This window comes from Streptomyces cyaneofuscatus (assembly GCF_042718795.1).
Taxonomy (GTDB): domain Bacteria; phylum Actinomycetota; class Actinomycetes; order Streptomycetales; family Streptomycetaceae; genus Streptomyces; species Streptomyces cyaneofuscatus_A.
In genome coordinates this window covers 165,156-189,575 of the sequence record NZ_JBHXOX010000002.1, presented here as the reverse complement: position 1 = coordinate 189,575, position 24,420 = coordinate 165,156, and the positions used below count along the sequence as shown (strand labels likewise).

The following is a 24,420-nucleotide window of genomic DNA, read 5'->3' as shown; positions in this document are numbered from 1 at the left end:
GGGCTCTCCCCGGATCCCCCCGGTTCCCCTCGGCTCCCTTCAGCCGATATCGCCACAAGCTGGGACAATCGCGGTATGGATCGGCTGGACAGGGAAATCCTCGGCATTCTCCAGGAGGACGCGCGGATCTCGTACCGGGATCTGGGCGTACGCGTGGGGCTCAGCGCCAACGCGGCGGGCGACCGGGTCCGCCGCATGCGCAAGGACGGGGTCATCCGCGGCTTCACCGTCATCGTCGACCCGGCCGCCGACACCCGTTCGGGCCTGGTCGTCTTCATCGATGTGACGCTGCGGCTCGACACGACGAACGAGGAGTTCGAGCGCTCGGTGCTGATGCTGCCCGGGATCACGGAGGTGGTGCACGTGACGGGCGGCCACGACTACCTGATCCGCGCCACGGCGGCCGACCCGGTGGCGCTGGACTCGCTGCTGCGGCGGCTGAAACGGGAGGCGGGGGTGGCCCACTCCACCACCCGGATCGCGCTGCGGGCGGCCCCGAAGCGCTGACCCGCTCACCGCATCACAGCGGCGCCTCCCAGGTCAGCGCCGTCGACCGGCCCCCCTCCTCGTCCCGCCCGTCATCGGCCACCGCCAGACGCACCGCACTCCGCCCGTCCGGCAGCCGCACCGTCGCGTCCACCGCCACCTCGATCGCCGAGACCCCGGGCCTGCGGTGCGCGGCGGCCAGCGCCCCGCGCAGCGCGGCCAGCAGCTCCCGGCCCGTCTCCTCGCCCACCAGCGCGTCCACCGCCCCCGTGAAGTGCACCGACGGCGGGAACCCCAGCAGCGCCGCCGCGCCCCCGGTCTCCCGCAGCACCCGGCCCCGGAACGTGCTCGGGGCCTCGGCCGGCGGCTGCTGGAGGGCGAAGATCGCGGTGCGGACCTCCTGGATGGTGGAGTCCAGCTCGTCCACGGCCCGCCCGAGCAGCTCACCGGCCTCTCTCTCGCCCGGCTTCTCGCCCGGCTTCTCGCCCGGCTTCTCGCCCGGCTTCTCGCTGGTCTCCGCTCCGGCCGCTCTCGTCGCTCCCGTCACTCCGGTCACTCCCGTCACTCCGGTCGCCCCCATCGCCCGCCGGCGCGTCGACTCCAGCATCATCTCCGTCGCGAAGAGCCGCTGGACCACCAGATCGTGCAGGTCACGGGCGATCCGGTCGCGGTCCTCGTACACCGCGAGCTGCTCCCGGTCCGCCTGCGCGTCGGCCATCACCAGCGCCAGGGCGGCCTGCGAGGCGAACTGGGTCGCCAGCAGCCGGTCGACCGCCGTGTACGGGGGTGCGCCGCGCCGCCGGGGCAGCGCGAGGGTGCCGATGAGCCGGCCGCCGCTCTGGAGCGGCAGCATCATGCTGGGCCCGAACCGGGACCGTACGTCGGTGGTCATCCGGGGATCGGTGGCGGAGTCGTCGATGAACACCGGCTCGCCGCCGAGCAGTTGGACCAGGACGGGGGAGCCGGGGGCGATGGTCGTGCCGACGATGCCCGCCGGGTCGTCGAGCGTGGAGGCGGTCACGATCTCCATCCCGCCCGCCTCGGTGGGCTGGAGGATCACCCCGGCCGAGGCACCGGCCAGCACCCGGGCGCTCTCGGCCACGGTCATCAGGGCGTCGGCCGCGTCCGTACCGGTCAGCAGGGCCGTGGTGACGGCGGCCGCCCCCTCGATCCACCGCTCACGCTGCCGGGCGCTCTCGTAGAGCCGGGCGTTGCCGATGGCGATGCCCGCCTGGGAGGCGAGGACGTGCAACAGGGCCCGGTCCGTCTCGGAGAAGGGGCCCGAACTCTTCTCCGCCAGGCAGAGGTGGCCGAAGAGTTGGGTGTGAACCTGGATCGGGGCGGTGAGGAAGGCCGGGGCGGGCGGTGCCTTCTTCCCCTCCTCGGGAGGAAGGGCCGCCCGCCGCTCCGGGAGGAGGTGGCCGACGCGCTCCCGCTCCGCCTCGGTCATCCCCGTCGTGTACAGCGCCTCGGTCCGGTCCTGGTCGGGTTCCAGCACGCCGAGGGCGCCGTAGCGGGCCCCGGTCAGCGTGGTCGCGGTGTCCACGATCTGCTGGAGGGTGGCCCGGAGCCCGAGGTCGCTGCCGATGCTGAGGACGGCCTCCAGAAGGAGCGGCAGCCGGCCTACGGAGGTCAAGGCACGCCCTAACCCGCCAGCGGGTCGAGGACCATCGGCTGGATCCTGCCGTCCAGCATCGCGCCGAGGCCGAGCACCGAGCAGACGTCGGGGCGGTCGGCGATGTGCACCGGCATGCCGGTCGCGTCCCGGAGCATCTCGTCGAACCCGGGGAGCAGCGCACTGCCGCCCACCATCATGATCCCGCGGTCCGCGAGGTCGGCGACCAGGTCGGGCGGGCACTCGCGCAGCACCTTGCCGACGCCGTCCAGGACGGCGGTGAGCGGCGTGTGGATGGCCTTCCGTACGGCGGCGGTGTCGACCTGCACCGAGCGGGCCAGGCCGGTCGCCACGTCCCGACCGTGGATCTCGGTGAGCGCGGGCCCGGTGAGCTGGAGGCCGTTGCCGTGCAGCGCCAGTTGCAGGGGGCGCACGGACTGGCTGGGCAGCATCAGCGCGTGGTGCTGGCGCAGGTACTGGATCACCGCCTCGTCGATGGCGTTGCCGCCGACCGGGAGCCGGACGGCCGTCACGATCGAGCCGAGCGAGAGCACCGCGATCTGCGTGGTGGCCGCGCCGCACGCCATGATCATGGTCGCGGTCGGCTGTTCCACCGGCAGCCCGCAGCCGGCCGCCGCCGCGATCAGCGTGTCCACCAGCTCGACCCGCCGGGCGCCGAGCCCGGTGAGCGTCTCCACCGTGGCGCGCCGGGCCAGCGGATCGGCCTCGTGCGGGATGCAGGCGGCGGCACGCAGTCGCGGCTTGCGGCGCAACTGGCGGCGGAGCTTGTCGCCGAGCAGATGGCGCAGCATCCGCTGGGCCATCTCGATGTCGACGACGGAGCCGCCGGAGACCGGGCGGACCACCCGGATGTACTCGGGGGTGCGGCCGGTCATCTGCTCGGCCAGCACGCCGACCGCGATGAGCGATCCGGTACGGGTGTTGACGGCGGCGACGCTCGGTTCGTCGACGACGAGCCCGAGCCCCTTGACGTACACACGGGTCCTCGCGGCCCCGAGATCGACGGCGATGTGGCAACGCTGCAACTGCTCAAGGCTGACGGTCACGGCAGGTTCTCCCGAGAGCACGGATGGGGGTACCGGCGGCAGCCGGCCTCTCATCGCATCGTCGCCTTCCCCGCCGGGCCGCGCGCGCTGGGATGCGCCGTACGTGGGTCACGACCTGACGCCCCGCCAGGTTGTACGCAGCACTCAGCCGGGGAGCAACCGCTGGAACAGCCCCCAGGTGAACTCGGCGACGTACGCCTCCCCGCTCCCCGGGTCGGTGACGGCCAGCGCCCACCGGGTCGGCGCGCTGCCCTCCATCGGCCGGGCCGGCGGAAAGGCCCGGGCCACCTCGTCCACGGTGCACGACCAGGGGCGGAGCGAAGGTACGGAGGTGAGCTGCGGGCCCGTCGCCCCCGGCGCCCGGACGAGCCACTCGTTCCACACGGCCCCGCCCGGCCCGGCCATCACCTCGAACCGGAGGTCCGGCCAGAGCGGCACCGGCCAGAGCAGCGCCTCGCACTCCAGGTCGCCGACCCGGCGCTTCAGCGTCAGCTCCGGCTCTCCGAGCACCGAGCGGTAGCGCCGCAGCGATCCCCGCCCCCGGGGCGCGCGGACCATGGCCTGCCAGCGGCGGTTGGCCTCCCGCATGTCGGCGAGCGAGGCGCTCAGCTCCTGCCGTGCCTCCTCGACCAGATCCGGTTGGTGGTCGGCCATCCGGCGGAGCAGGACGAGCTGGAACGCGAGCGGGCCGAAGGGGGTGGAGGCGGTCATGCCGCCCATCTTCCCGCAGGTCAGGCGTATCGGACCGGTCGTCCGCGGAATCCCGTGTTCCTCACAGGATCCTCACCTGGTCCGCTTCCTCCGCCGATCCGCGCACGTCTAATCTGCGGGCGCCATGGATTACTGCCACCCGTGCCGACGGCATCTCAACGGCGCCCTGGCCTGCGCCGGGTGCGGGACTCCCGCCGAGGCACTGGGCCCCTTCGCGGTGCCCGCGCCGACGCCCACGGGCCACGCGCGGGACGCCCCCGCCGATCCCGCCGCGCCCACACCCGCCGCCCGCTCGCGCCGGCGTGCGCGGGGCAGCCACCGCAGACGCGGCCGTACGGCGCTGCTCGCGGTGGGCGGTCTGGTCCTCGCGGCGGGTGCGCTGAGCCTGGCGGAGCTCGCCATGGAGCCGGGCCGGGACGACACCGCCGCCGACTTCGTCGAGGACGCGCCGCGCGACCCGGATGATCCGCCCGCCCCGGACTCCGTCTCCGGCGAGCCGCCGCAGGACCCGGGCCCGGTCACGACCGGTCGCGGCCGGCCCGTGGACCCGTCGCCGTCGGGCAGCGCCCGGGCGGCCGACCCGGCGAAGTCACCCGGCGCCTCCGCCACGGCCGCGCCCACGGAGTCGCAGGAACCCGACCCCGGCTCGGACCCCGACCTGGACGGCACGACCACCGCACCCGCCTCGCCCCCGGACGCCTCGGACAGCCCGCCCGCCGACCCGCCGGGCCCGGTCGAGCCGGGAGACCCGCAGGAGCCGCCGACCGTACCGGCGCCTCCGCCCCCGCCGGGCGACCCGACCGAGGACCCGACGCCCACGCCCTCCCCGACCCCGTCGCCGACCTGCACCCCGTTCCTCTGGTGGTGCCGGTAAGGGCTGCCGGGTGGTGGTGCCGGTAAGGGCTGCCGGGGTTACGCCTCGCCCAGCATCCGCCGCAGCAGATCCCGCAGTACGGTCCGCTCCGCGTCCGAGAGCCCGGCCAGCGGCTCCCGGGCGAAGTTCAGCGAGTCGCGCAGCTCCCGGGCCGTCCGCCGCCCCGCCTCCGTCGCGGCGGCCAGCTTCACCCGGCGGTCCACCGGGTCCGCCCGGCGTTCGACCAGGCCACGGGTCTCCAGGCGGTCCACGATGCCGGTCACGTTCGACGGCTCGCACTTCAGCTTGACGGCGATCTTCCGCATCGGGGTCGGCTCCAGCGCGAGCAGCCCGAGGACCCGCGCCTGCGCCCCGGTGAGGGAGTGCTCGGCGGCGGCCCGGTCGTACTCCTCGTGGTAGCGCGCCACGACGGTGCCGATGAGTTCGACGACCTCAAGGGTCAAGGGGTCTGTGCGGGTGGCCATGGGGACCAGCGTACCGATTTACTTGACAATATGAAATATTCAGGTGCACGGTTGTTTCATGTCATGAAGCTTTCCCCCAAGGCTTCCCCCGTAGGACATTGAGGAGAACCCGAGCCCATGTCTGCAGCACTTCCCACGTCCAGCCGCGAATGGCACCTCGTCGCCCGCCCCCACGGCTGGCCCGCGTCCGAGGACTTCGCGCTGCGTGAGACCGCGGTGGCCGCTCCGGCCGAAGGCCGCATCCTCGTCCGCAACAAGTTCTTCTCCGTCGACCCGTACATGCGGGGCCGGATGAACGACGTGAAGTCGTACACCCCGCCCTTCAAGCTCGACCACCCCATGGACGGCGGCGCGGTCGGCGAGGTCATCGCCTCGAACGCGGAGGGCTTCGCCGTCGGCGACCACGTCCTGCACGGCCTCGGCTGGCGCGAGATCGCCGACGTGCCCGCGAAGCACGCGGTGAAGGTCGACCCCGACCTCGCCCCGCTCTCCGCCTACCTCGGCGTGCTCGGCATGACCGGACTCACCGCCTACGCGGGCCTGTTCGACGTCGCCTCCTTCAAGGAGGGCGACGCGGTCTTCGTCTCCGGCGCCGCCGGTGCCGTCGGCAGCCAGGTCGGCCAGCTCGCCAAGCTCAAGGGCGCCTCCCGGGTCATCGGCTCCGCGGGCTCCGACGAGAAGGTCAAGCTCCTCATCGAGGAGTACGGCTTCGACGCCGCGTTCAACTACAAGAACGGGCCCGTCCGCGACCAGCTCAAGGAAGCCGCCCCGGACGGCATCGACGTCTACTTCGACAACGTCGGCGGCGACCACCTGGAAGCGGCCATCGGCGCGCTCAACGTGCACGGCCGCGCCACCATCTGCGGCATGATCGCGCAGTACAACGCGACCGAGCCGACCCCCGGCCCGCGCAACATGGCGCTGATCATCGGCAAGCGGCTGCGCCTCCAGGGCATGCTCGTCGGCGACCACGCCGACCTCCAGCCGAAGTTCGTCGAGGAGGTCGCCGGCTGGCTGGCCTCCGGTGAGCTGAAGTACCGCGAGACGACGGTTGAGGGCATCGAACGCGGCTACGACGCGTTTATCGGCCTCCTGCGCGGTGAGAACACCGGGAAGATGATCGTTTCACTCGCGTGACCCGGCCCTGACCCACCCCGGGTTCGCCCCGGGCCCGGGGCGGGCCCGCCCCTGACCCACCACCCCTGGCCCGTTCCGGTCACGCGTTAGGCTCATCCCCAGGCCGTCGCGATCGTGGGCGCGAGTCGCGGCGCACCAACAGGAGGAATCCTCACATCATGACCATCCAGAAGATCGACGTCGCCTACACCGCTGTCGCCACCGCCGAGAACGGCCGTGACGGCCGCGTCTCCTCGGACGACGGCCAGCTCGACGTCGTCGTCAACCCGCCGAAGGCCCTCGGCGGCAACGGCGCCGGCACCAACCCGGAGCAGCTCTTCGCGGCGGGCTACAGCGCCTGCTTCCAGGGCGCGCTGGGCGTCGTCGCCCGCCAGGAGAAGGCCGACATCTCCGGCTACACGGTCACCGCCTCGGTCTCCATCGGCAAGACCGAGGCCGGCGGCTTCGGCCTGGAGGTCGCCATCAGCGCGACCATCCCCAACGTCGACGCCGCCACCGCCCAGTCGCTCATCGAGAAGGCCCACCAGGTCTGCCCGTACTCGAACGCGACCCGCGGCAACATCAAGGTCGAGCTCTCGGTCGCCTGACCCGGCAGCAGCCTTCGCGCGTGAGGACCGCACCCCACTCCGGGGTGCGGTCCTCACCGCTTCCCGTACGCCAGTACGCTGACGCCATGAGCGATCTCGGGGCAGGCTTCGGCTACTTGATGAAGGGGCAGCGCTGGGTCATCGGGCACGGCCGGTGGTTCGGCTTCGGGCTGCTGCCCGGACTGATCACCCTCGTCGTGTACGCCGGTGCCCTGGTCGGACTCGGTTACGGCGCCGACGACTTCGTCGCCTGGGCCACCCCGTTCGCCGACGACTGGTCCTCGCCCTGGATGGGCCTGCTCCGCACCACGCTGACCGCGTTCGTCTTCGTCTTCGGCCTGTTCCTCGCGGTCATCACCTTCACCGCGGTCACCCTCCTGGTCGGCCAGCCGTTCTACGAGTCGCTCTCCGAGGAGGTCGAGCGCGACGCGGGCGGCGAGGTCCACGAGTCCGGACTGCCGCTCTGGCGCGAACTGTGGATCTCCGCCCGGGACTCCGTACGCATCCTGCTGCGCGTCGCCCTCTTCGGGATCGTCCTCTTCGCCTGCGGCTTCATCCCGGTCGTCGGCCAGACCGTCGTGCCCGCGCTCGGCTTCTGCGTCTCCGGCTACTTCCTGACCCAGGAGCTGACCGGCGTGGCCCTCCAGCGCCGGGGGCTGCACCTCAAGAAGCGGCTCGGCCTGCTGCGCACCCGCCGGCTGCTGGTGCTCGGCTTCGGCGTCCCGCTCGCCCTCTCGTTCCTGGTCCCGTTCGTCGCGGTGTTCCTGATGCCGGGAGCGGTCGCCGGGGCCACCCTCCTCGCCCGTGAACTGGTCGACCCGGCCGCGGGCCTCCCCGCCGCCCCGAAGGAGTGGGCCGCATGACCGAGCTGCTGGCCGTCGCCGCCATCACCGTCCTCGCCGTCATCAGCCCGGGCGCCGACTTCGCCATGGTCGTCCGCAACAGCTATCTGTACGGGCGCACCACCGGCGTCCTCGCGGCGGCCGGGGTCGCGGCGGGCGTCCTGGTCCACGTCACGTACACGATGCTCGGCGTCGGGCTGCTCATCGCCTCCTCCACCGCCCTGTTCACCGCGGTGAAGCTCGCCGGCGCCGCCTACCTGATCTACATCGGCGTACGCACCTTCCTGGCCCGCGCCGACCTCGACGTCGACCTGAGCGACCGGCCCGGGCTCACCCGCTTCGGGGCGCTGCGCAGCGGCTTCCTGACCAACGCGCTCAACCCGAAGACCACCCTGTTCGTCGTCGCGACCTTCACCCAGGTCGTCGGCCCGGAGACCGCGCTGTGGCAGCAGGCGGGCTACGGACTCTTCATGTCGGTGGCGCACCTCGGCTGGTTCGCGCTGGTCGCGCTCTTCTTCTCGCACTCCCGGCTGCGCGGCGCGATGCTGCGCCGCCAGAAGGCACTGAACCGGTCCATCGGCTCGGTCCTGGTCGGCCTCGGCGTCACCCTGGGCCTCGCGCGCTGAGACCGGCAGCTGTACGAGGGGTCCTCAAAGCGCTACGAGGGGTCCCCGGGCCCCCGCAACAGCCCCAGGAAGTCCCCGAACGCCCCCGGCATGTCCACCGCATCCGGGTCCAGCAGCCACTGGTACTGCAACCCGTCCATCACCGCCACCAGCAGCACCGCCGCCCGCTCCGGGCTCAGCCCGCCCGGCAGCGTGTCGCCGTACTCGGCGCGCAGGGTGGCCGCCATGCCCGCCCGGACCTGGGTGTAGCGCCGGGTGAAGAACTCCCGGGCCGGGTGGTCCTCCGTCACGCTCTCGCCGAGCAGCGCCGAGAAGGTCCGCACGATCACCGGCCGCATCGCGTTGTACTCCACCAGCGAGCCCAGCAGCTCCAGCCGCCACGCCCCCTGCTCGCCCTTGTCCCCGCCCCGGCCCCCGCCCGTGTCCCACCGGTCCCGGTCCTCCAGCACCGCCACCAGCAGCGCCTCCTTGGTCGGGAAGTAGTGCAGCAGCCCCTGCTGGGTCAGCCCCACCCGCTCGGCCACCGCCCCCAGCGTCGCGCCCCGGTAGCCGCGCTCGGCGATCACTTCGAGGGTGGCGCGCAGGATCTCGGCCCGCCGCTCCTCGCTCCTGGCCCGTGCCATCGCCGACCCCTTCCCTGCCGCCCCGGCCGACGACCGGCTCCCGGCCGTCCGGCCTCACGCCGGTCACGCTCACCAGAACCGTACGTCGTCACCGCACCCGCCATGCCGCAACATAACGGACACATAACAAAACTTACCGCTCTACCGGTCGGCGCGTCACCATGGAAGGGTCCACCGGACTCGACCAGGAGGTACGGCTGTGGCAGCCCCGTCCATCCCCAGCAACTCCGAGACCCTCCGCCGGGAGGCCGTCGACACGGCCCTCGCCGCCCTGGGCCTCGACGACAAGGCGCGCCTCCTGGCCGGACAGGACCTGTGGTCGCTGCCCGCCCTGCCCGCGATCGGCCTGCGCTCCCTGGTGATGTCGGACGGCCCGATCGGCGTCCGGGGCGTCCGCTGGACCGCCGCCGACCCCTCGGTCGCCCTGCCCTCGCCCACCGCCCTCGCCGCCACCTGGGACCCGGAGCTGGCCCGCCGCGCGGGCCGCCTGCTCGCCCAGGAGGCCCGCCGCAAGGGCGTCCACGTGCTGCTCGCCCCCACGGTCAACCTGCACCGCACCCCGCTCGGCGGCCGCCACTTCGAGGCGTACAGCGAGGACCCGTACCTCACCGGCGAGATCGGCACCGGATACGTCCGGGGCGTCCAGGACGGCGGGGTCGGCACCACGGTCAAGCACTTCGTGGCCAACGACGCCGAGACCGACCGCTTCACCGTCAACAACGTCGTCGCCCCGCGCCCCCTGCGCGAGCTCTACCTCGCCCCCTTCGAGCGGATCGTCAAGAACGCCCAGCCCTGGGGCATCATGGCCGCCTACAACCAGGTCAACGGCTCGACGATGACCGAGCACCGCTACCTCCAGAACGCCGTGCTGCGCGGCGAATGGGGCTTCGACGGCTTCATCGTCTCCGACTGGCTCGCCGCCCGGACCACGGTCGGCGCGATCACCGGCGGCCTGGACGCGGCGATGCCCGGCCCGCGCACGGTCTACGGCGAGCCGCTGGCCGACGCCGTCCGAGCGGGCGAGGTGGACGAGAAGATCGTCGACATCGCCGTACGGAACATCCTGCTGCTCGCCGCCCGCGTCGGCGCCCTGGACGCGGCCCCGCCCGCCGTGCCCGCCGCCGACCTGCCCGCCCCCGTGGACGGCGATGCGCTGGCCCGCGAGATCGCCCGCCGCTCCTTCGTGCTCGTACGCAACGAGTCACGCGACGGTATACGCAACGAGTCACGCGACAAGGCGCACAACAAGGCACGCGACGAGGCACGCGACAAGGCGCACCAGGAGGTACGGGACGAGGTGCGCGACGAAGCGGCCGTCCTCCCGCTCGCCCCCCACACCACCGTCGCCCTCTCCGGCGCGCTGGCCCGGGACGCCCGGGTGCTCGGCGGCGGTTCGGCCCTGGTCTTCCCCGACCATGTGGTCTCGCCGCTCGACGGGCTGACCGCCGCCCTCCCCGAGGGCGCGCTGACGTACACGGTCGGTGCCGACCCCAGCGACGAACTGGCCATCGCCGAGGCCGGGTTCGACCTCACCGCCGTCTGCCGTGACGCCGACGGAACCGTCCTCGCCACCGTCCCGCTGCCCAGCGGCCAGATCCAGTGGATCGGCGCCGACCTGCCCGAGGGCGTCACCCACGACACCCTGGACACCGTCGAGATCACCGGCACCTTCACCCCGCGCGAGAGCGGCGAGCACACCTTCGGCACCCGGGGCACCGGCTCCTTCGCGCTCACCGTCGACGACCGCCCGCTCTTCGAGGGCACCCAGGACCGCGCCCCCGGCACCGACCCGCTCGGCGCCTTCTTCAACGAGCCGGTCGAACGCGGCCGCCTCCCCCTCACCGCGAACACCCCCGTCCGGGTCTCGCTCAACCACCGCCCCGGCCCTCCCATCGGCCACCCGCTCAGGGGCGTCGCCTTCTCCCTCGTCCACCTCGCCCCGCTCCGCGACCCGGACGAACTGATCGCCGAGGCCGTCGAGGCGGCCCGCGGCGCGGACACCGCGATCGTGGTCGTCGGCACCACGGAGCGCGTCGAGTCCGAAGGGTTCGACCGCACCGACCTGCGCCTCCCCGGTCACCAGGACCCCCTGGTCCACGCGGTCGCCGCCGCCAACCCCCGTACGGTCGTCATCGTCAACTCCGGCTCCCCGGTGGAGCTGCCCTGGCGCGACGAGGTCGCCGCGATCCTGCTGTCCTGGTTCCCCGGCCAGGAGGCGGGCCACGCGCTCGCCGACGTCCTGCGCGGGCGGGAGGAGCCGGGCGGCCGCCTCCCCACCACCTGGCCCGTCACCCTGGCCGACGTCCCGGTCTCCGCCACCACGCCCACGGGTGGCGAACTCCCTTACACCGAAGGCGTCTTCATCGGCTACCGCGCCTGGGAGCAGGCGGGCACCACCCCCGCGTACGCCTTCGGCCACGGACTCGGCTACACCACCTGGGAGTACGACACCGTCACCGCCACCCCCGACGCGGTCACCGTGCGCGCCCGCAACACCGGCCCCCGCCCCGGCGGCGACACCGTCCAGATCTACCTGGCCCCCGAGCCCGCCCCCACGGCCCCCGAGCGCCCGGCCCGCTGGCTCGCCGGCTTCGCGAGGGTCACGGCGGGCCCCGGCGAGAGCGTGGAGGTCACGATCCCCGTCGAGCGGCGCGCGTACCAGGTCTGGGACGAGGCGGCGTACGGCTGGAGGACGGTACCCGGCACGTACACGGTCCAGGCGGCCCGCTCCCTGGCGGACGTCCGAGCGACCGCGACGGTGGAGATCGCGGGAGATCAGTCGAAGTAGGACTCCAGCGTCCCGCGCCGCCGCACGTCGAGCGTCGCGCAGTGGAAGGACCCGCCGAACGGCGCGTAGTGCATCAGGTCGCACGGGATCGGTTCGAAGCCCCACCGCTCCAGCGCGCGCAGCATGCCGGTGTGGTGGCGCTCCGCGATGACCCGCTTCTCGTCGACCATGAGGATGTTCATGCTGAGCCACTTGCCGCACATCGAGGTCGTCCGGAGCACGAGCTCCTTGACGGGCTCCGGCTCGGGGGCGACGAGGATGTCCCAGGAGTCCAGGACGGCGGGCAGCCGGTCGACGTCGATGTAGTCCGGGTTGATCAGGGCCTTGCCGGGCGCCAGGACGAGGAAGGTCGTGTCGATGTGCATGGGCGTCCGGCAGCGGCTCTCGATCTCGTGGATGCGGTAGCCGGGGCCGAGGTGGCGGCGCAGCCATTCGATGCCCATGCCGTTGGTGACGTTGGAGCGCGTCACGAACAGATCGCGCCCGGCCCGTACGAAGTCCGCCGCGTCGAAGACCGGCTCGAACTCGGTGAGGATGTACCGCATGGGCTCGTCGGCCCCGGGCGTACGGAAGTCCTTCTCGAACAGCTCGTCCGTCAGTTGCGGCTTCGGCGCGGCCGTCCAGCGGGCCCCGCGCCGGAAGTAGTCCTTCAGGATCCGGCGGTAGGAGTGCGTCTCGAAGTACCGGCACGGCCACGCCATCGGGGTCTCGATGATCTCGTCGCCGACCACCAGCATGCTGTCGCGCGGGCAGGTGTTGCAGAAGCCGCGCGAGGACCAGTCGGGGGTGGCGAACCGCTTGCGGTGGTCGACCGCGTCCGGACGGGTGACGGTGATGCCGAGGGAGTGGAGCAGCGAGACGAACCCGTCCAGCTCCTGCTGCGCCGGCTCGATCAGCCGGCGCGGGTATGTGTGGCCGGCCGCGAGCCCCTGGAGGCGGGCCGCCCACGGCGGGATGTTGCAGGAGACGACGGGATGGCTGGACGGGATCGTCGCGTCGTCGAGCCGTCCGACGATGATCTCCTCCAGCGGATCCCACTCGTTGTGGGAGCCGACCGGTGAGACGAGCGGGGCGGCGGCGTCCTCGGCGGCCGGAGCGCCGGGCCTCCGCTCCACTGTCGTCATGATCAACCACCCTCGGTCGCGGACCGGCACATCCCGCCACCCATGGTGAACGGGGGGAGCGGGTTCGCGCCACCGGTAGGGAGGGGCGAGCGTCCTACGCGGGCGGTTCGGCGGCCGTGATGGTGCGGTAGGCGATCTCCGCCAGCCGGGCCTGGCCGTCGCGGCTGGGGTGGAACCAGTCCCACGGGCTGAGCTGCGCCCCGGTGAAGCGGAAACCGAAGACCGCCCCGCCGTCGTACCGGCAGTGCCGGTCCTTCGCGCAGACGTCCCGCAGCACCTCGTTGTACGCCACCACCCGGTCCCGCACCGCGTCGCGCCGCGCGACGGCCGCCGGTCCCAGGTCGTCCGCGTCCGCCAGCATCGACCGGCAGACGCCGAGGCTCCATATCTTCTTGGCCCCCTCGTCCAGCCGCCCGGTCGACCAGAGCCGCTTCAGGTCCGGCACGCTGGCCACGTACACCTGCGCCTTCGGCGCCCCGGCCCGCAGTTGCCGCATCGACGCCTCGAACGACGCCCGGAAGTCCGCGACGGGCGTCATCAGCCGCTCCGAGTCCCGGCAGGCGTCGTTCGCGCCCATCATCACGGTGACCAGCTCCGGCCGCTCCTTCGCCGCCAGCGCCATCTGCTCCGGGAGCTGGACCATCCGGGCGCCCGACACCGCGTGGTTCGAGCTCCGGTCGGCGGCCTTCGTCGCCCCCAGCAGCCGGACGGCGAGACTCCGCACCAGGCGGTCGCTCCCGGTCGCCCAGGACACCTCGGGACAGTCCGCCAGCACCGAGCAGGCGTCGAAGCCCCGGGTGATGGAGTCCCCGACGGCGGCGACGGACCCCGGACGCGGGTTCCAGCCGGAGGCGGGGGAGGGGGAAGCGGATGAGGATGAGGTCGGAGAGGAGGCGGCGGGCGCGTTCCGTGACACGCCGTCACCCGAACCCTCGCCGCCGCATCCGGCCAGCGCGGCGACACCGACGAACGAGAGCGCCGTCAGCGCGGCCCCGACGGTACGCATTCGAGGGCGTGTCGCACGCTCCGTCATCCCTGGTTCCCCTCCGGTCAACCCCTGGTTTATGCCTCTGGTCATGCCCCCGGCAAGCCCACGATCCCCCAGGTCGTGGGTCCGCGCGCCCTGCCGGGTGAAAGCCGGCGAATCAGGGGGCCCGGACCGACGGTACGTCACACGGACGGCCCCCGCGCACGGTAGCTTTTCCCCGTCGAACCAGTGGCACCGTTGCCCATCTCGTCACGGCGGGTGGCTCCGGTACATTACGTCACGTCACACACTGTCCCTTTTCAGGAGATTAACTCCCGATGCTGTTTACTGATGACAACCTCGGGCCCTGTCCGGAAAGAGACGGTCCGGAAAGAGACGGTACGGACGCGAGGCCGCTGGGGAAGGCGTACCTCGTCCCACATGGGAGGTTCCGGTGACGACACGTGGAGTCCTGTACGTTCACTCCGCCCCGCGCGCGCTGTGCCCACATGTCGAGTGGGCAGTGGCGGGCGTCCTCGGTGTGCGGGTCCAGCTCGACTGGATCAGACAGCCGGCCGCGCCCGGCACCTGGCGGTCCGAATTCTCCTGGAAGGGCCGCGCCGGCACCGCGTCGCAGCTCGCCTCCGCCCTGCGCGGCTGGGACCTGCTGCGCTTCGAGGTGACCGCCGAGCCGTGTCCCACGGCCGAGGGCGAGCGCTACAGCTCCACGCCCGGCCTCGGCATCTTCCACGCCGTCACCGGCATGCACGGTGACATCCTGATCCCCGAGGACCGCCTGCGCGCGGCCCTGGCCCGCTCGACGCGCGGCGAGAGCGACCTGGAGACGGAGATCGCCTCCCTCCTGGGCAAGCCGTGGGACGACGAACTGGAGTCCTTCCGCCACGCGGGCGAGGGCGCGCCGGTCCGCTGGCTGCACCAGGTCGTCTGACTGCCGGGGCGCTGCCCCGGACCCCGCTCCTCCCTCGCCGGAGGGGCTTGAACGCGCGGAAGCCCGCTCCCCGACAACCGGGAAGCGGGCTTCACCCGTAAAAGGCGGGGCTACACGGACCGGAACGCCAGCACCACGTTGTGCCCACCGAACCCGAACGAGTTGTTGATCGCCGCGATCGGCCCCTCGGGCAGCACCCGCGGCTCACCGCGCACGATGTCCGCGTCGACCGCCTCGTCCAGCTCGTCGACGTTGATGGTCGGCGGAGCGATCCGGTGGTGCAGCGCGAGCACGGTGGCCACCGTCTCGATACCGCCCGCACCACCCAGCAGATGCCCCGTCATCGACTTGGTCGCCGAGATCGCGACATGGTCCAGGTCGTCGCCCAGAACCTTCCGCAGCGCCTTGATCTCCGCGATGTCACCTTGCGGCGTCGACGTGGCGTGCGCGTTGAGGTGAACCACCTCGGACGGCTTGAGGTCGCTGGAGTCCAGCAGGTTCTGCATCGCGGCCGCGATGCCCCGGCCGGTCGGCTCGGGCTGCGCGATGTGGTGGGCGTCGGCCGACAGACCCTGGCCCAGCACCTCGCAGTAGATCTTGGCGCCCCGCTTGGCGGCGTGCTCGGCCGACTCCAGGATGACGACGCCCGCGCCCTCTCCGAGGACGAAGCCGTCGCGGCCGGTGTCGTACGGGCGCGAGGCCTTCTCCGGCTCGTCGTTGCTCTTGGACATCGCCATCATGTTGGCGAAGGCCGCGATCGGCAGCGGGTGGATCGCCGCCTCGGTGCCGCCGGCCACGACCACGTCGGCCCGGCCGGTGCGGATCATCTCGACGGCGTACCCGATGGCCTCGGCGCCGGACGCGCAGGCGGAGACCGGGGTGTGGACACCGGCCTGGGCGTTGACCTCCAGGCCGACGTTGGCCGCCGGGCCGTTGGGCATGAGCATGGGAACGGTGTGCGGGGAGACGCGACGTACGCCCTTCTCCTTGAGCACGTCGTACTGGTCGAGCAGGGTGATCACGCCGCCGATGCCGGAGGCGATGACCGAGCCGAGCCGCTCGGGGGCGATGGACTCGTCCTCGCCGGCCTTGGCGGTGAAGCCCGCGTCGGCCCACGCCTCACGGGCCGCGATCAGCGCGAACTGCGCCGAGCGGTCCAGCTTGCGGGCGAGCGGGCGGGGCAGTACGTCGTTCGGGTCGACGGCCGCGAGGGCGGCGATCCGGACGGGCAGTTCGGCGAAGCGCTCGCCTTCGAGAGGCTTGACGCCGGACCGGCCGGCCATCAGACCTTCCCAGGTCGATGCGGAGTCGCCACCCAGCGGAGTGGTTGCGCCGATACCGGTGACGACCACGGTGCGATTGGTCGAGTTCACTGGAAAATCTTCTCCACGTGTAGAGGGTCGTGAATCAGCGGCGCCACCGCCGGGTGGCGACACAGCCGGGCTGGGATCAGCCCTGGTGCTTCAGGATGTAGTCGGCAGCGTCGCCGACCGTCTTGAGGTTCTTGACGTCCTCGTCGGGGATCTTGACGTCGAAGCGCTCCTCGGCGGCGACGACGACCTCGACCATGGACAGCGAGTCGACGTCCAGGTCGTCGGTGAAGGACTTGTCCAGCTGGACGTCCTCGACCGGGATACCGGCGATCTCGTTGACGATCTCGGCGAGACCGGTGACGATCTCTTCCTGCGTGGCGGCCATCTTGGCGCTCCTTCGGTGGGTTTCTTCAGGGGTCGTGCATACGGACCAAAAGGCCCGGTGTGCCTAGGGGAGGGTAACGACCGTCGCGGCGTAGACGAGACCCGCCCCGAAGCCGATGACGAGCGCGGTGTCGCCGCTCTTCGCCTGACCGGTCGCCAGGAGCCGCTCCATCGCGAGCGGGATCGAGGCGGCGGACGTGTTGCCGGTGGACTCGATGTCACGGGCGACCGTGACGTGTTCCGGCAGCTTGAGGGTCTTCACCATCGAGTCGATGATCCGCATGTTGGCCTGGTGCGGGATGAAGACGTCCAGGTCCTCCGGGGCGATCCCGGCCGCGTCCAGCGCCTGCTGGGCGACCTTGGCCATCTCGTAGACGGCCCAGCGGAAGACCGACTGGCCCTCCTGCGTGATGGCCGGGAACTTGATCTCGCCCTTGGAGTCGAGCGGCAGCGTGGAGACGTCGCCGACGTGCAGCTCGTTCCAGGACACCGTCTGCTTGATGGTCTCGGACTTGTCGCCCTCGGAGCCCCACACGGTCGGGCCGATGGCGGGCTCCTGGGAGGGGCCGACGACGACCGCGCCCGCGCCGTCACCGAACAGGAAGGCCGTCGCGCGGTCCTCCAGGTCGGTCAGGTCGCTGAGCCGCTCCACGCCGATCACGAGGACGTATTCCGCCGAACCCTCGACGATCATGCCCTTGGCGAGGGTCAGGCCGTAGCCGAAGCCCGCGCAGCCGGCCGAGATGTCGAAGGCAGCGGGCTTGCCCGAGCCGATCTTGTGGGCGATCTCGGTGGCGACGGCCGGGGTCTGCTTGAAGTGCGAGACGGTCGAGACGATGACCGCGCCGATCTGCTCGGGCGTGATGCCCGCGTCCGCGATGGCCTTGCCGGACGCCTCGATCGACATCATGGCCACGGTCTCCTCCTCGGAGGCCCAGTGGCGGGTGACGATGCCGGAGCGCGAGCGGATCCACTCGTCGGAGGAGTCGATCGTCTCGAGGATCACCTCGTTCGGCACGACCCGGGTCGGGCGGTAGCCGCCGACCCCGAGGATGCGCGCGTACGGGGCGCCCTTGCTGGGCTTGATCTTCGCCATGCTCGGGCTCCTTAGGCGCCTGCGTGCTCGGAGATGAGCGCGCGGGCGGCGTCGAGGTCGTCGGGGGTCTTGAGCGCGAGCGTCTTCACACCGGGCAGCGCCCGCTTGGCGAGGCCGGTGAGGGTGCCGCCGGGGCTCAGCTCGACCAGCGCGGTGACGCCGAGCTCCTGGAAGGTCTCCATGCACAGGTCCCAGCGGACCGGGTTCGCGACCTGGCCGACCAGCCGGGCGATGACCTCGGTGCCGGTGGCGACCGTGTGGCCGTCGGCGTTGGACACGTACCGCACGGTCGGGTCGGTGACCGTGAGGTCCCCGACGGCCGCGCGGAGCTTCTCCACGGCCGGAGCCATGTGGTGCGTGTGGAACGCGCCGGCCACCTTCAGCGCGACGACCCGGCGGACGCCCTCGGGCTTGTCGGCCTCCAGGGCGGCGATCTGGGCCGCGGTGCCGGCGGCGACGATCTGGCCGCCCCCGTTGACGTTGGCGGGGGTGAGACCGAGCTTCTCCAGGTGCGGGACCGTCACGGCGGGGTCGCCGCCGAGCAGGGCCGCCATACCGGTCTCGGTGACCGCGGCGGCCTCGGCCATGCCGAGTCCCCGGGTCCGGACGAAGCGGAGCGCGGCCTCGTCGTCGATGACACCGGCGATCGCGGCGGCGGTGATCTCACCGACGCTGTGACCTGCGACGACGTCGGGGGAGGGAGCGTCCAGGGCCGCGGCCGAAAGCAGGCCGGCGGCGACCAGGAGCGGTTGGGCGACGGCCGTGTCGCGGATCTCGTCCGCGTCGGCCTGCGTGCCGTAGTGGGCAAGGTCGAGCCCGATGGCGTCGGACCAGGCCGCGATGCGGTCGGCGGCACCGGGGAGGTCGAGCCAGGGAGTCAGGAAGCCGGGCGTCTGAGCGCCTTGGCCGGGAGCGACGAGTACGAGCACCCTCACACTCTCTCTTGTGGACGGCCCCGTACGCCCGTGGGGACAGGGACGAAGAACCGTCAGGGGAATTGTTGAAGTCCGACAAAAGTCTAGGATTGAGGATCCGCCGCGGCCAAGCGCCCCAGGATGAGAGCGATTCGGAGGGTGAACGCGGAGCGCACATCGGAGGGTGACCATCCGGTGACGTCGGTCACACGTCGTAGCCGGTAGCGCACGGTGTTGGGGTGGACGAAAAGCATCCGCGCCGCCCCCTCCAGACTGCTCGCCTGCTCCAGATAGACACTCAGCGTTTCCAGCAGCGCCGAACCGGCTTCCTCCAGCGGTCTGTAGATCTCCTCCACCAACTGGTCCCGCGCGGCAGGGTCCCCGGCCATCGCGCGCTCGGGCAGGAGATCGTCCGCCAGCACCGGGCGCGGCGCGTCCTGCCACGCCAGGCAGGCCTTCAGCCCGGCCGCCGCGGCCTGCGCGGACCGGGTGGCCGCCAGCAGGTCCGGCACGACGGGTCCGGCGACGACCGGCCCGGCCGCGTACGGCCCGATCAGCCCCTTCGCGACCTGGAGCGGGTTGTCGCTGCCGCCCGCGATGACGACGAGCCGGTTGCCGAGGACCCCGGTGAGGACCTGGAGCTTCGCATGCCGGGCGGCCCGTCGGATCGCCTCCACGGTCAGCTCGCTGTCCCCGTCGGGCGCGGTGCCGAGGATGACGCTGACGTGCTCCGGCGAGTTCCACCCCAGCGCGGCGGCCCGCGAGACGGCCCCCTCGTCCGCCTCGCCGGAGAGCACCGCGTTCACCACGAGCGACTCCAGCCGCGCGTCCCACGCCCCCCGGGCCTCGGCGGCCTGGGCGTAGACCTGGGCGGTCGCGAAGGCGATCTCCCGCGCGTAGACGAGCAGCGCCTCCCGCAGTAGGGACTCGTCGCCCGGGGCGGCCACCTCCTCGATCGCGGCCTCCATGACCTCGATCGTGGTCCGCACCATCTCGACGGTCTGCCGCAGCGTGATCGCCCGGGTCAGCTCACGCGGCGCGGTGCCGAACACATCGGTCGAGATGGCCTGCGGGGTCTCCGGATGCCGGAACCACTCGGTGAACGCCGCGATACCGGCCTGGGCGACCAGGCCGATCCAGGACCGGTTCTCCGGGGGCATCGCCCGGTACCACGGCAGCGATTCGTCCATGCGCGCAATCGCGTTCGCGGCCAGCCGGCCGGAGGACTGCTCCAGCCGTTTCAGGGTCGCGGCATGCAGGTGGGCGTCGTGGGCGGCGGAATGCTCAGGATCGGGTCGGGGCACGAGGACAAGACTGCCTTATCGGGCCGGAGGATCGGTGGGGCGGGGCGATGGTCTCGCCTACCGATCGGTACGGGGGTGCCCGCGCCGGTCCCGGAAAGGGGGCCACCGGGCTACCGTGGCCGGGTGATTTCCGTACACCGGTCCGAGGACCGCTACCGGGGCGGCGAGCCGGACGCCGGTATCGAGACCCGGCACGCCCTCTCCTTCGGCCCCTTCTACGACCCTGACAACCTCCGCTTCGGCCCGATCCTGGCCTGCAACGAGGAACACCTCGCAGCGGGCACGGGCTTCGACGAGCACCCGCACAGCCATACGGAGATCGTCACCTGGGTGGTGGAGGGCGAGCTGACCCACCGCGACTCGGCCGGCCACTCCACCGTCGTACGGGCCGGGGACGTCGCCCACCTCAGCGCCGCCGCCGGAGTCCGCCACGTCGAACGCAACGACGGCGAGGCCCCGTTGACCTTCCTCCAGATGTGGCTCGCCCCCCTGGAGTCCGGCGGCGAACCCGCGTACACCGTCGTCCCCGGCATCGCCGACTCGACCCCGTACGCCCTGCCCCAGGCCGGCGCGATGCTGCACGTGCGCCGGTTGACGGAGGGCGAGCGCACGGCGCTGCCGGACGCGGTGCGCCTGTACGTGCATGTGGTACGCGGCCGAGTCGCCCTGGACGGTGAGGAGTTGGGGCCGGGGGATGCGGCCCGGATCACGGACGCGGCGGGGCTGGAGGCCGCTGCGGTGGCGGAGGCGGCGGAGCTGCTGGTCTGGGAGCTGCGCTGACGGCTTCGGTGCACGCCCGGAGGCGGTCTGCGGCGGCGCCGGCGGGCAGTATGTCCCCATGACCGTCACCCTCGTCGAGATACACGTGCCGATGCTGCCGACGCCGGACCTGCCGGACGGCTCCTCCGCGTACCCCTGGATCGACCAGGTCGAGGACTTCCTGGTCGACCTGGAGGACGAGGGCGGTATCGAAGTCCATGACGAGGGCGAGGAATACGGGGACGCCTACGTCTTCTTCGTCACCGGAGCCGCTGATGAGGAACTCTTGGCCCTGGCTTCCCGTGTGGCCACGCTGCCCGGGGTCCCCGCAGGCGCGTTCGCGATCGTCAGCGATGATGAGGCCGAGGAGTTCGGGCAGGGGCGACGCATAGCGCTTCCGTTGCCCGGAGTGTGAGGGGGCGAACGGTGAAGCTGTCCGATGTGCTGATCATCATCGGCGTCCTGGGTGTGGCCGCGGGGCTGGCCGCCCTTCTCGGGGACGGCTGGGCGAGTCAGGCGCTGCTGCCGCTCGCCGGGGGAGGAGTTGCCGGGTTCGTGGGGGAGAGGATCAAGGACCGGCGGAAGCGGGCGGCTGCCGACCTCTGAAAGCAGCAGCGGCGGTACGGAGGCGAGTCGCCTCCGTACCGCCGCTGCGGCCGCGCCGGTGTGAACGCGCCTCAGCGCAGCCCGTCCACGAAGGCCGTCCAGGCGGGGGCGCCGATGGTGATGGCGGGGCCGGTGGGGCTCTTGCTGTCCCGGACGGGGACGGAGCCGCAGGGGGCGGCGGCCATCTCGACGCACTCGCCACCGGTGTTGCCGCTGTAGGAGGACTTCTGCCAGGTGGCGCCGCCGGTCACGGTGCATTCGACGCACTCGCCGCCCGTGGATCCGCTGTAGCTGGACTTACGCCACTCCGCGCTCGTCAGGTCAGGGCCGGTCTCCATAACGCTCCTCCATCACGCGGCTGATCCGCGCCACCGATTTCTCGACGGAGAGTGCGGTGGCCTGCAGACGAGCGTATCGGAGCGAGCTCTCCCTGACCGTGTCGGGGTTGGCCGTCATGTGGCCGGAGATGAGGTCCTCCGTGTAGATGATGTCCGGGTCGTCGTCGAAGCGCATAGAGGTGAACGAACCATCCAGGCTGGCGTGTTCACCGGCCTCGAGCGGCAGCACCTGGATCTGCATCCAGCGGTTCGAGGCGAACTCCAACAGCCTGCCGAGTTGGGCTCGCATCACCTCGTGGCCACCGATGGGGCGGTACAGCACAGCCTCGTCCAGGACCACCCAGCAGAGCGGCGGCTGCTCCCGCTCCAGGATCCGCTGGCGCTCCATCCGGGCGGCCACCAGGCTGTCCAGGTCGTCGGGCATGCCCGTGGCCAGGACCGCACGCGCATAGGCCTCCGTCTGCAACAACCCGTAGACCACCTGCGACTGGAAGGTGGAGATGTACGTGGCCTTCGCCTCCATGTCCGCGTACGGACGAAACCAGCTCGGCAGTTGGCTTCGCAGGACCAGCCCCACCAGCCGGGAGAAGTACCCCTCCGCGCGCAGCGCTTGGTCCACGGCCTCCGCGAACTGGCGGGTGGGGACCTTCTTCGTCGTCTCGATCTGGCCGATCAGCGAGCCCGTGCAGTAGAGCATCGCGCCCAACTCGTTCTGTTTCAGGCCGAGCGCCTCGCGCATGCGGCGCAGCTCCGAGCCGAAGTAGTTGAGAGGGGACAGGGTCGGGTCGAGCGTCTGGATGTTGGCCACAGCACGGACCTCCGGTGTGCAACGCCTTGGGGCGTTCGGTTCACGGCGTAGCCGAGCGTAGCCACGTGATCGCAGGCTGGGAGCATGAACCGTGTATCCATCCCCCGAATTGATCCAGGGGAGCCCGTCTACCGTGCCGACCTCGCCATGGGAGAGCACTCCGCCCGCCATCTGCGCCGCATCATGCGGCTCTACCTCACCACCTGGGACCTGCTCGAACTCGCCCCGGCGGCGGAACTCGCACTCACCGAGCTGATCGCCAACGTGGTGCGGCACGTGCCCGGGCGCCGCTGCCAGACCTTCGTCTTCCGGCTGCCGAGCGGGGACGGCGTACGCGTGGAGGTCGCGGACAACAGTCCGGCGATCCCGCTCGCGATCAAGCGCGACGAACTCGACGACGGCGGGCGGGGGCTGATTCTGGTCAATGCCGTCACCGACGACTGGGGCGTGATCAAGCGCTGGGACGGCACGGGCAAGACCGTGTGGTTCGAGTGCGTCGACCGGAAGAAGTCGACGGGCGCCCGCGCCCGGTTCAGCCCGCGGCCTCCGACAGGACCGCGTCCGTGAAGGGGGGCCACACCTCCGCCGCCCACGGTCCGAAGGCCCGGTCCGTCAATGCGACGCAGGCGAGCCCGGCCACCGGGTCGATCCACAGGAACGTGCCCGACTGGCCGAAGTGCCCGAAGGTCGCCGGAGAGGAGGAAGCACCTGTCCAGTGCGGGGACTTGGAGTCGCGGATCTCGAAGCCGAGGCCCCAGTCGTTCGGGCTCTGGTGGCCGTAGCCCGGCAGGACGCCCTTGAGGCCCGGGTGGACGACGCTCTGGGCCTCCAGGACCGTACGGGGGTCGAGCAGGCGGGGGGCCTGGACCTCGGCGGCGAAGCGGACCAGGTCGTCCACGGTGGAGACGCCGTCGCGGGCCGGGGAGCCGTCCAGGGTCGTGGACGTCATGCCCAGCGGCTCCAGGACGGCCTGGCGCAGGTACTCCGCGAACGGGATGCCTGACGCCTTGGCGATGTGGTCGCCCAGCACCTCGAACCCCGCGTTGGAGTAGAGGCGGCGGTTGCCGGGCGGGGCCGTCACCCGGTGCTCGTCGAAGGCGAGGCCGCTGGTGTGGGCCAGGAGGTGGCGGACCGTGGAGCCCTCGGGCCCGGCCGGTTCGTCCAGCTCCACGGCCCCCTCCTCGTACGCCACCAGAGCCGCGTAGGCCGCGAGCGGCTTGGTGACCGAGGCGAGGGGGAAGCGGTGGGCGGTCGGGCCGTGCGTACCGAGGACGGTGCCGTCCGCCCGTACGACGGCGGCCGCCGCGGTCGGGACGGGCCAGGTGTCGATGATCCGCAAGCTCTCCATGGGACCCGAGCCTAACGTTCGCGGCGGCGGCTCCCTCACCGCGTCCGAAAGGTGACGAAGTCACCAACTCCCGCCCCCTCGGCCGACTACTGTGCGGAGGCGAGGCGCTGCGCACCGCAGCCGTACGAGGAGGTTTCCGTGTCCACTGTGTCATCGGCCTACGGCCCCCAGCACGCTCCCGCAGGCGATGTGGGCGGGGCCCTCATGCTGATCGACTCCCGGCTCCGGGCCATCCACGCGGGTAACGCGGAGACCGACGCCGAACAGCAGGCGATGATGGCGCAGTTCACCGAGTCGCTCGGCCCCGACGGGGCCGAAGACCTGCTGGACGGCGTCTGCACGCTGATCTACATGTACATGACCTGGCTGCGGAAGGCCCACGAGGACCACGACAAGGACGTCATCGAGTACGTGGTCCCGACCCTGGTCGCCTCGATGCGCATGATGCCCAAGAGCATCCGCCCGGAAGCCGTCCCCACGATGGCCGGCCTGGTCATCGCCGCGGGCACCGGCCTGAGCCCCAGCCTCTGGCGCAAGCAGTACGGGGGCTGGACGCGAGCGGAGATGACCCCCTTGGAGGCCACCGCATTCCTGCTCGCGGAGCACATCAACCGCATCGCCGACGACGCGAACTTCGCCACCCGGGTGATCACCGACGCGCTGACCCGGGCGGAGGACGAACTCTGAGCC

At 71.9% G+C, this 24,420-nt stretch carries 28 protein-coding genes; 13 read left to right on the top strand and 15 right to left on the bottom strand.

Annotated elements, in window-relative coordinates:
* The first annotated feature begins 75 nt into the window (after positions 1-75).
* Positions 76-507: an Lrp/AsnC family transcriptional regulator gene (locus ACFWRT_RS02565; protein ID WP_327218053.1), complete on the top strand. Its 432-nt coding sequence runs from the start codon at positions 76-78 to the stop codon at positions 505-507.
* A gap of 13 nt (positions 508-520) precedes the next feature.
* Here ACFWRT_RS02565 and ACFWRT_RS02560 read toward each other — a convergent pair whose 3' ends face one another.
* The 3 genes from ACFWRT_RS02560 to ACFWRT_RS02550 all read right to left on the bottom strand — a co-directional run bounded on the left by ACFWRT_RS02560 (position 521) and on the right by ACFWRT_RS02550 (position 3,879).
* Positions 521-2,122, bottom strand: a complete 1,602-nt coding sequence (locus tag ACFWRT_RS02560) for a sensor histidine kinase (RefSeq protein ID WP_380949399.1) — start codon at positions 2,120-2,122, stop codon at positions 521-523.
* Positions 2,123-2,130: 8 nt separating this feature from the next.
* On the bottom strand, positions 2,131-3,168 hold the full coding sequence (mreB, locus tag ACFWRT_RS02555; protein WP_380949400.1) for a rod shape-determining protein: 1,038 nt from the start codon (positions 3,166-3,168) through the stop codon (positions 2,131-2,133).
* Between the two features lie 144 nt (positions 3,169-3,312).
* A complete protein-coding gene (locus tag ACFWRT_RS02550) occupies positions 3,313-3,879 on the bottom strand; it encodes an RNA-binding protein (RefSeq protein ID WP_380949401.1) in 567 nt (188 codons plus the stop codon).
* A gap of 124 nt (positions 3,880-4,003) precedes the next feature.
* Between ACFWRT_RS02550 and ACFWRT_RS02545 the strand changes: the two genes are divergently transcribed.
* Positions 4,004-4,753: an SCO2400 family protein gene (locus ACFWRT_RS02545; RefSeq protein ID WP_380949402.1), complete on the top strand. Its 750-nt coding sequence runs from the start codon at positions 4,004-4,006 to the stop codon at positions 4,751-4,753.
* A 38-nt stretch (positions 4,754-4,791) separates the two neighbouring features.
* On the opposite strand, the gene ACFWRT_RS02540 is transcribed toward ACFWRT_RS02545, so the two are convergent.
* Entirely contained in the window at positions 4,792-5,217 is a 426-nt protein-coding gene (locus ACFWRT_RS02540; protein ID WP_380949403.1) for a MarR family winged helix-turn-helix transcriptional regulator, read from the bottom strand.
* A 117-nt stretch (positions 5,218-5,334) separates the two neighbouring features.
* Between ACFWRT_RS02540 and ACFWRT_RS02535 the strand changes: the two genes are divergently transcribed.
* The 4 genes from ACFWRT_RS02535 (at position 5,335) to ACFWRT_RS02520 (ending at position 8,409) form a co-directional block, all read left to right on the top strand.
* Entirely contained in the window at positions 5,335-6,354 is a 1,020-nt protein-coding gene (locus tag ACFWRT_RS02535) for an NADP-dependent oxidoreductase (protein WP_380949404.1), read from the top strand.
* 158 nt (positions 6,355-6,512) lie between these two features.
* Positions 6,513-6,941 carry an organic hydroperoxide resistance protein gene (locus tag ACFWRT_RS02530; protein WP_380949405.1) on the top strand — a complete coding sequence of 143 codons (429 nt, stop codon included), beginning with the start codon at positions 6,513-6,515 and terminating at the stop codon, positions 6,939-6,941.
* 86 nt (positions 6,942-7,027) lie between these two features.
* Positions 7,028-7,804, top strand: a complete 777-nt coding sequence (locus tag ACFWRT_RS02525; RefSeq protein WP_380949406.1) for an EI24 domain-containing protein — start codon at positions 7,028-7,030, stop codon at positions 7,802-7,804.
* Entirely contained in the window at positions 7,801-8,409 is a 609-nt protein-coding gene (locus tag ACFWRT_RS02520; RefSeq protein WP_380949407.1) for a LysE family translocator, read from the top strand. Before ACFWRT_RS02525 ends, ACFWRT_RS02520 begins: the two co-directional genes overlap by 4 nt.
* A gap of 32 nt (positions 8,410-8,441) precedes the next feature.
* Here the strand turns inward: ACFWRT_RS02520 and ACFWRT_RS02515 are convergent, their stop codons facing one another.
* Positions 8,442-9,032 carry a TetR/AcrR family transcriptional regulator gene (locus ACFWRT_RS02515; RefSeq protein ID WP_380949408.1) on the bottom strand — a complete coding sequence of 197 codons (591 nt, stop codon included), beginning with the start codon at positions 9,030-9,032 and terminating at the stop codon, positions 8,442-8,444.
* Between the two features lie 199 nt (positions 9,033-9,231).
* Between ACFWRT_RS02515 and ACFWRT_RS02510 the strand changes: the two genes are divergently transcribed.
* Positions 9,232-11,820: a glycoside hydrolase family 3 C-terminal domain-containing protein gene (locus ACFWRT_RS02510; protein ID WP_380949409.1), complete on the top strand. Its 2,589-nt coding sequence runs from the start codon at positions 9,232-9,234 to the stop codon at positions 11,818-11,820.
* On the opposite strand, the gene ACFWRT_RS02505 is transcribed toward ACFWRT_RS02510, so the two are convergent.
* Together ACFWRT_RS02505 and ACFWRT_RS02500 are read right to left on the bottom strand one after the other, a co-directional pair.
* On the bottom strand, positions 11,808-12,944 hold the full coding sequence (locus ACFWRT_RS02505) for an amidinotransferase (RefSeq protein WP_380949410.1): 1,137 nt from the start codon (positions 12,942-12,944) through the stop codon (positions 11,808-11,810). The genes ACFWRT_RS02510 and ACFWRT_RS02505 overlap by 13 nt on opposite strands.
* A 94-nt stretch (positions 12,945-13,038) precedes the next feature.
* Positions 13,039-13,950 (bottom strand): SGNH/GDSL hydrolase family protein, encoded by a 912-nt coding sequence (locus ACFWRT_RS02500; protein WP_380949411.1) that lies wholly within the window; start codon positions 13,948-13,950, stop codon positions 13,039-13,041.
* Between the two features lie 415 nt (positions 13,951-14,365).
* Here ACFWRT_RS02500 and ACFWRT_RS02495 point away from each other — a divergent pair, with 415 nt between their 5' ends.
* Entirely contained in the window at positions 14,366-14,860 is a 495-nt protein-coding gene (locus tag ACFWRT_RS02495; RefSeq protein WP_380949412.1) for a DUF3145 domain-containing protein, read from the top strand.
* A gap of 110 nt (positions 14,861-14,970) precedes the next feature.
* Here ACFWRT_RS02495 and fabF read toward each other — a convergent pair whose 3' ends face one another.
* The 5 genes from fabF to ACFWRT_RS02470 form a co-directional block, all read right to left on the bottom strand.
* Positions 14,971-16,233: a beta-ketoacyl-ACP synthase II gene (gene fabF / locus ACFWRT_RS02490; RefSeq protein WP_380949413.1), complete on the bottom strand. Its 1,263-nt coding sequence runs from the start codon at positions 16,231-16,233 to the stop codon at positions 14,971-14,973.
* A 76-nt stretch (positions 16,234-16,309) separates the two neighbouring features.
* Positions 16,310-16,558, bottom strand: coding sequence for an acyl carrier protein (locus tag ACFWRT_RS02485; RefSeq protein WP_014045780.1), 249 nt, complete (start codon positions 16,556-16,558; stop codon positions 16,310-16,312).
* A 63-nt stretch (positions 16,559-16,621) separates the two neighbouring features.
* Complete coding sequence (locus ACFWRT_RS02480) at positions 16,622-17,653, bottom strand: ketoacyl-ACP synthase III (protein WP_380949414.1); 1,032 nt, start codon at positions 17,651-17,653, stop codon at positions 16,622-16,624.
* Between the two features lie 11 nt (positions 17,654-17,664).
* Entirely contained in the window at positions 17,665-18,582 is a 918-nt protein-coding gene (locus ACFWRT_RS02475) for an ACP S-malonyltransferase (RefSeq protein WP_380949415.1), read from the bottom strand.
* Positions 18,583-18,671: 89 nt separating this feature from the next.
* On the bottom strand, positions 18,672-19,871 hold the full coding sequence (locus ACFWRT_RS02470; protein ID WP_380949417.1) for a PucR family transcriptional regulator: 1,200 nt from the start codon (positions 19,869-19,871) through the stop codon (positions 18,672-18,674).
* 123 nt (positions 19,872-19,994) lie between these two features.
* Between ACFWRT_RS02470 and ACFWRT_RS02465 the strand changes: the two genes are divergently transcribed.
* Genes ACFWRT_RS02465 through ACFWRT_RS02455 form a run of 3 tightly spaced genes read left to right on the top strand, consistent with a single transcriptional unit; the run spans position 19,995 to position 21,236 of the window.
* A complete protein-coding gene (locus tag ACFWRT_RS02465; RefSeq protein WP_380949418.1) occupies positions 19,995-20,651 on the top strand; it encodes a pirin family protein in 657 nt (218 codons plus the stop codon).
* A 58-nt stretch (positions 20,652-20,709) separates the two neighbouring features.
* Positions 20,710-21,045 carry a hypothetical protein gene (locus ACFWRT_RS02460; RefSeq protein WP_380949419.1) on the top strand — a complete coding sequence of 112 codons (336 nt, stop codon included), beginning with the start codon at positions 20,710-20,712 and terminating at the stop codon, positions 21,043-21,045.
* An 11-nt stretch (positions 21,046-21,056) separates the two neighbouring features.
* On the top strand, positions 21,057-21,236 hold the full coding sequence (locus ACFWRT_RS02455; RefSeq protein ID WP_380949420.1) for a hypothetical protein: 180 nt from the start codon (positions 21,057-21,059) through the stop codon (positions 21,234-21,236).
* A 71-nt stretch (positions 21,237-21,307) separates the two neighbouring features.
* Here the strand turns inward: ACFWRT_RS02455 and ACFWRT_RS02450 are convergent, their stop codons facing one another.
* Positions 21,308-21,574 carry a DUF397 domain-containing protein gene (locus ACFWRT_RS02450; RefSeq protein ID WP_380949421.1) on the bottom strand — a complete coding sequence of 89 codons (267 nt, stop codon included), beginning with the start codon at positions 21,572-21,574 and terminating at the stop codon, positions 21,308-21,310.
* The gene (locus ACFWRT_RS02445; RefSeq protein WP_380949422.1) at positions 21,558-22,382 is read right to left on the bottom strand and encodes a helix-turn-helix domain-containing protein; all 825 of its coding nucleotides are present in this window, start codon (positions 22,380-22,382) and stop codon (positions 21,558-21,560) included. Before ACFWRT_RS02445 ends, ACFWRT_RS02450 begins: the two co-directional genes overlap by 17 nt.
* 84 nt (positions 22,383-22,466) lie before the next feature.
* Between ACFWRT_RS02445 and ACFWRT_RS02440 the strand changes: the two genes are divergently transcribed.
* Positions 22,467-22,949: an ATP-binding protein gene (locus tag ACFWRT_RS02440; protein WP_380949423.1), complete on the top strand. Its 483-nt coding sequence runs from the start codon at positions 22,467-22,469 to the stop codon at positions 22,947-22,949.
* Here ACFWRT_RS02440 and ACFWRT_RS02435 read toward each other — a convergent pair.
* Positions 22,915-23,730 carry a serine hydrolase domain-containing protein gene (locus tag ACFWRT_RS02435; RefSeq protein ID WP_380949424.1) on the bottom strand — a complete coding sequence of 272 codons (816 nt, stop codon included), beginning with the start codon at positions 23,728-23,730 and terminating at the stop codon, positions 22,915-22,917. The two genes, ACFWRT_RS02440 and ACFWRT_RS02435, sit on opposite strands and share 35 nt — an antisense overlap.
* Positions 23,731-23,877: 147 nt before the next feature.
* On the opposite strand from ACFWRT_RS02435, the gene ACFWRT_RS02430 reads away from it, so the two are divergent.
* Complete coding sequence (locus ACFWRT_RS02430) at positions 23,878-24,417, top strand: hypothetical protein (protein ID WP_380949593.1); 540 nt, start codon at positions 23,878-23,880, stop codon at positions 24,415-24,417.
* The last annotated feature ends 3 nt before the right edge of the window (positions 24,418-24,420 follow it).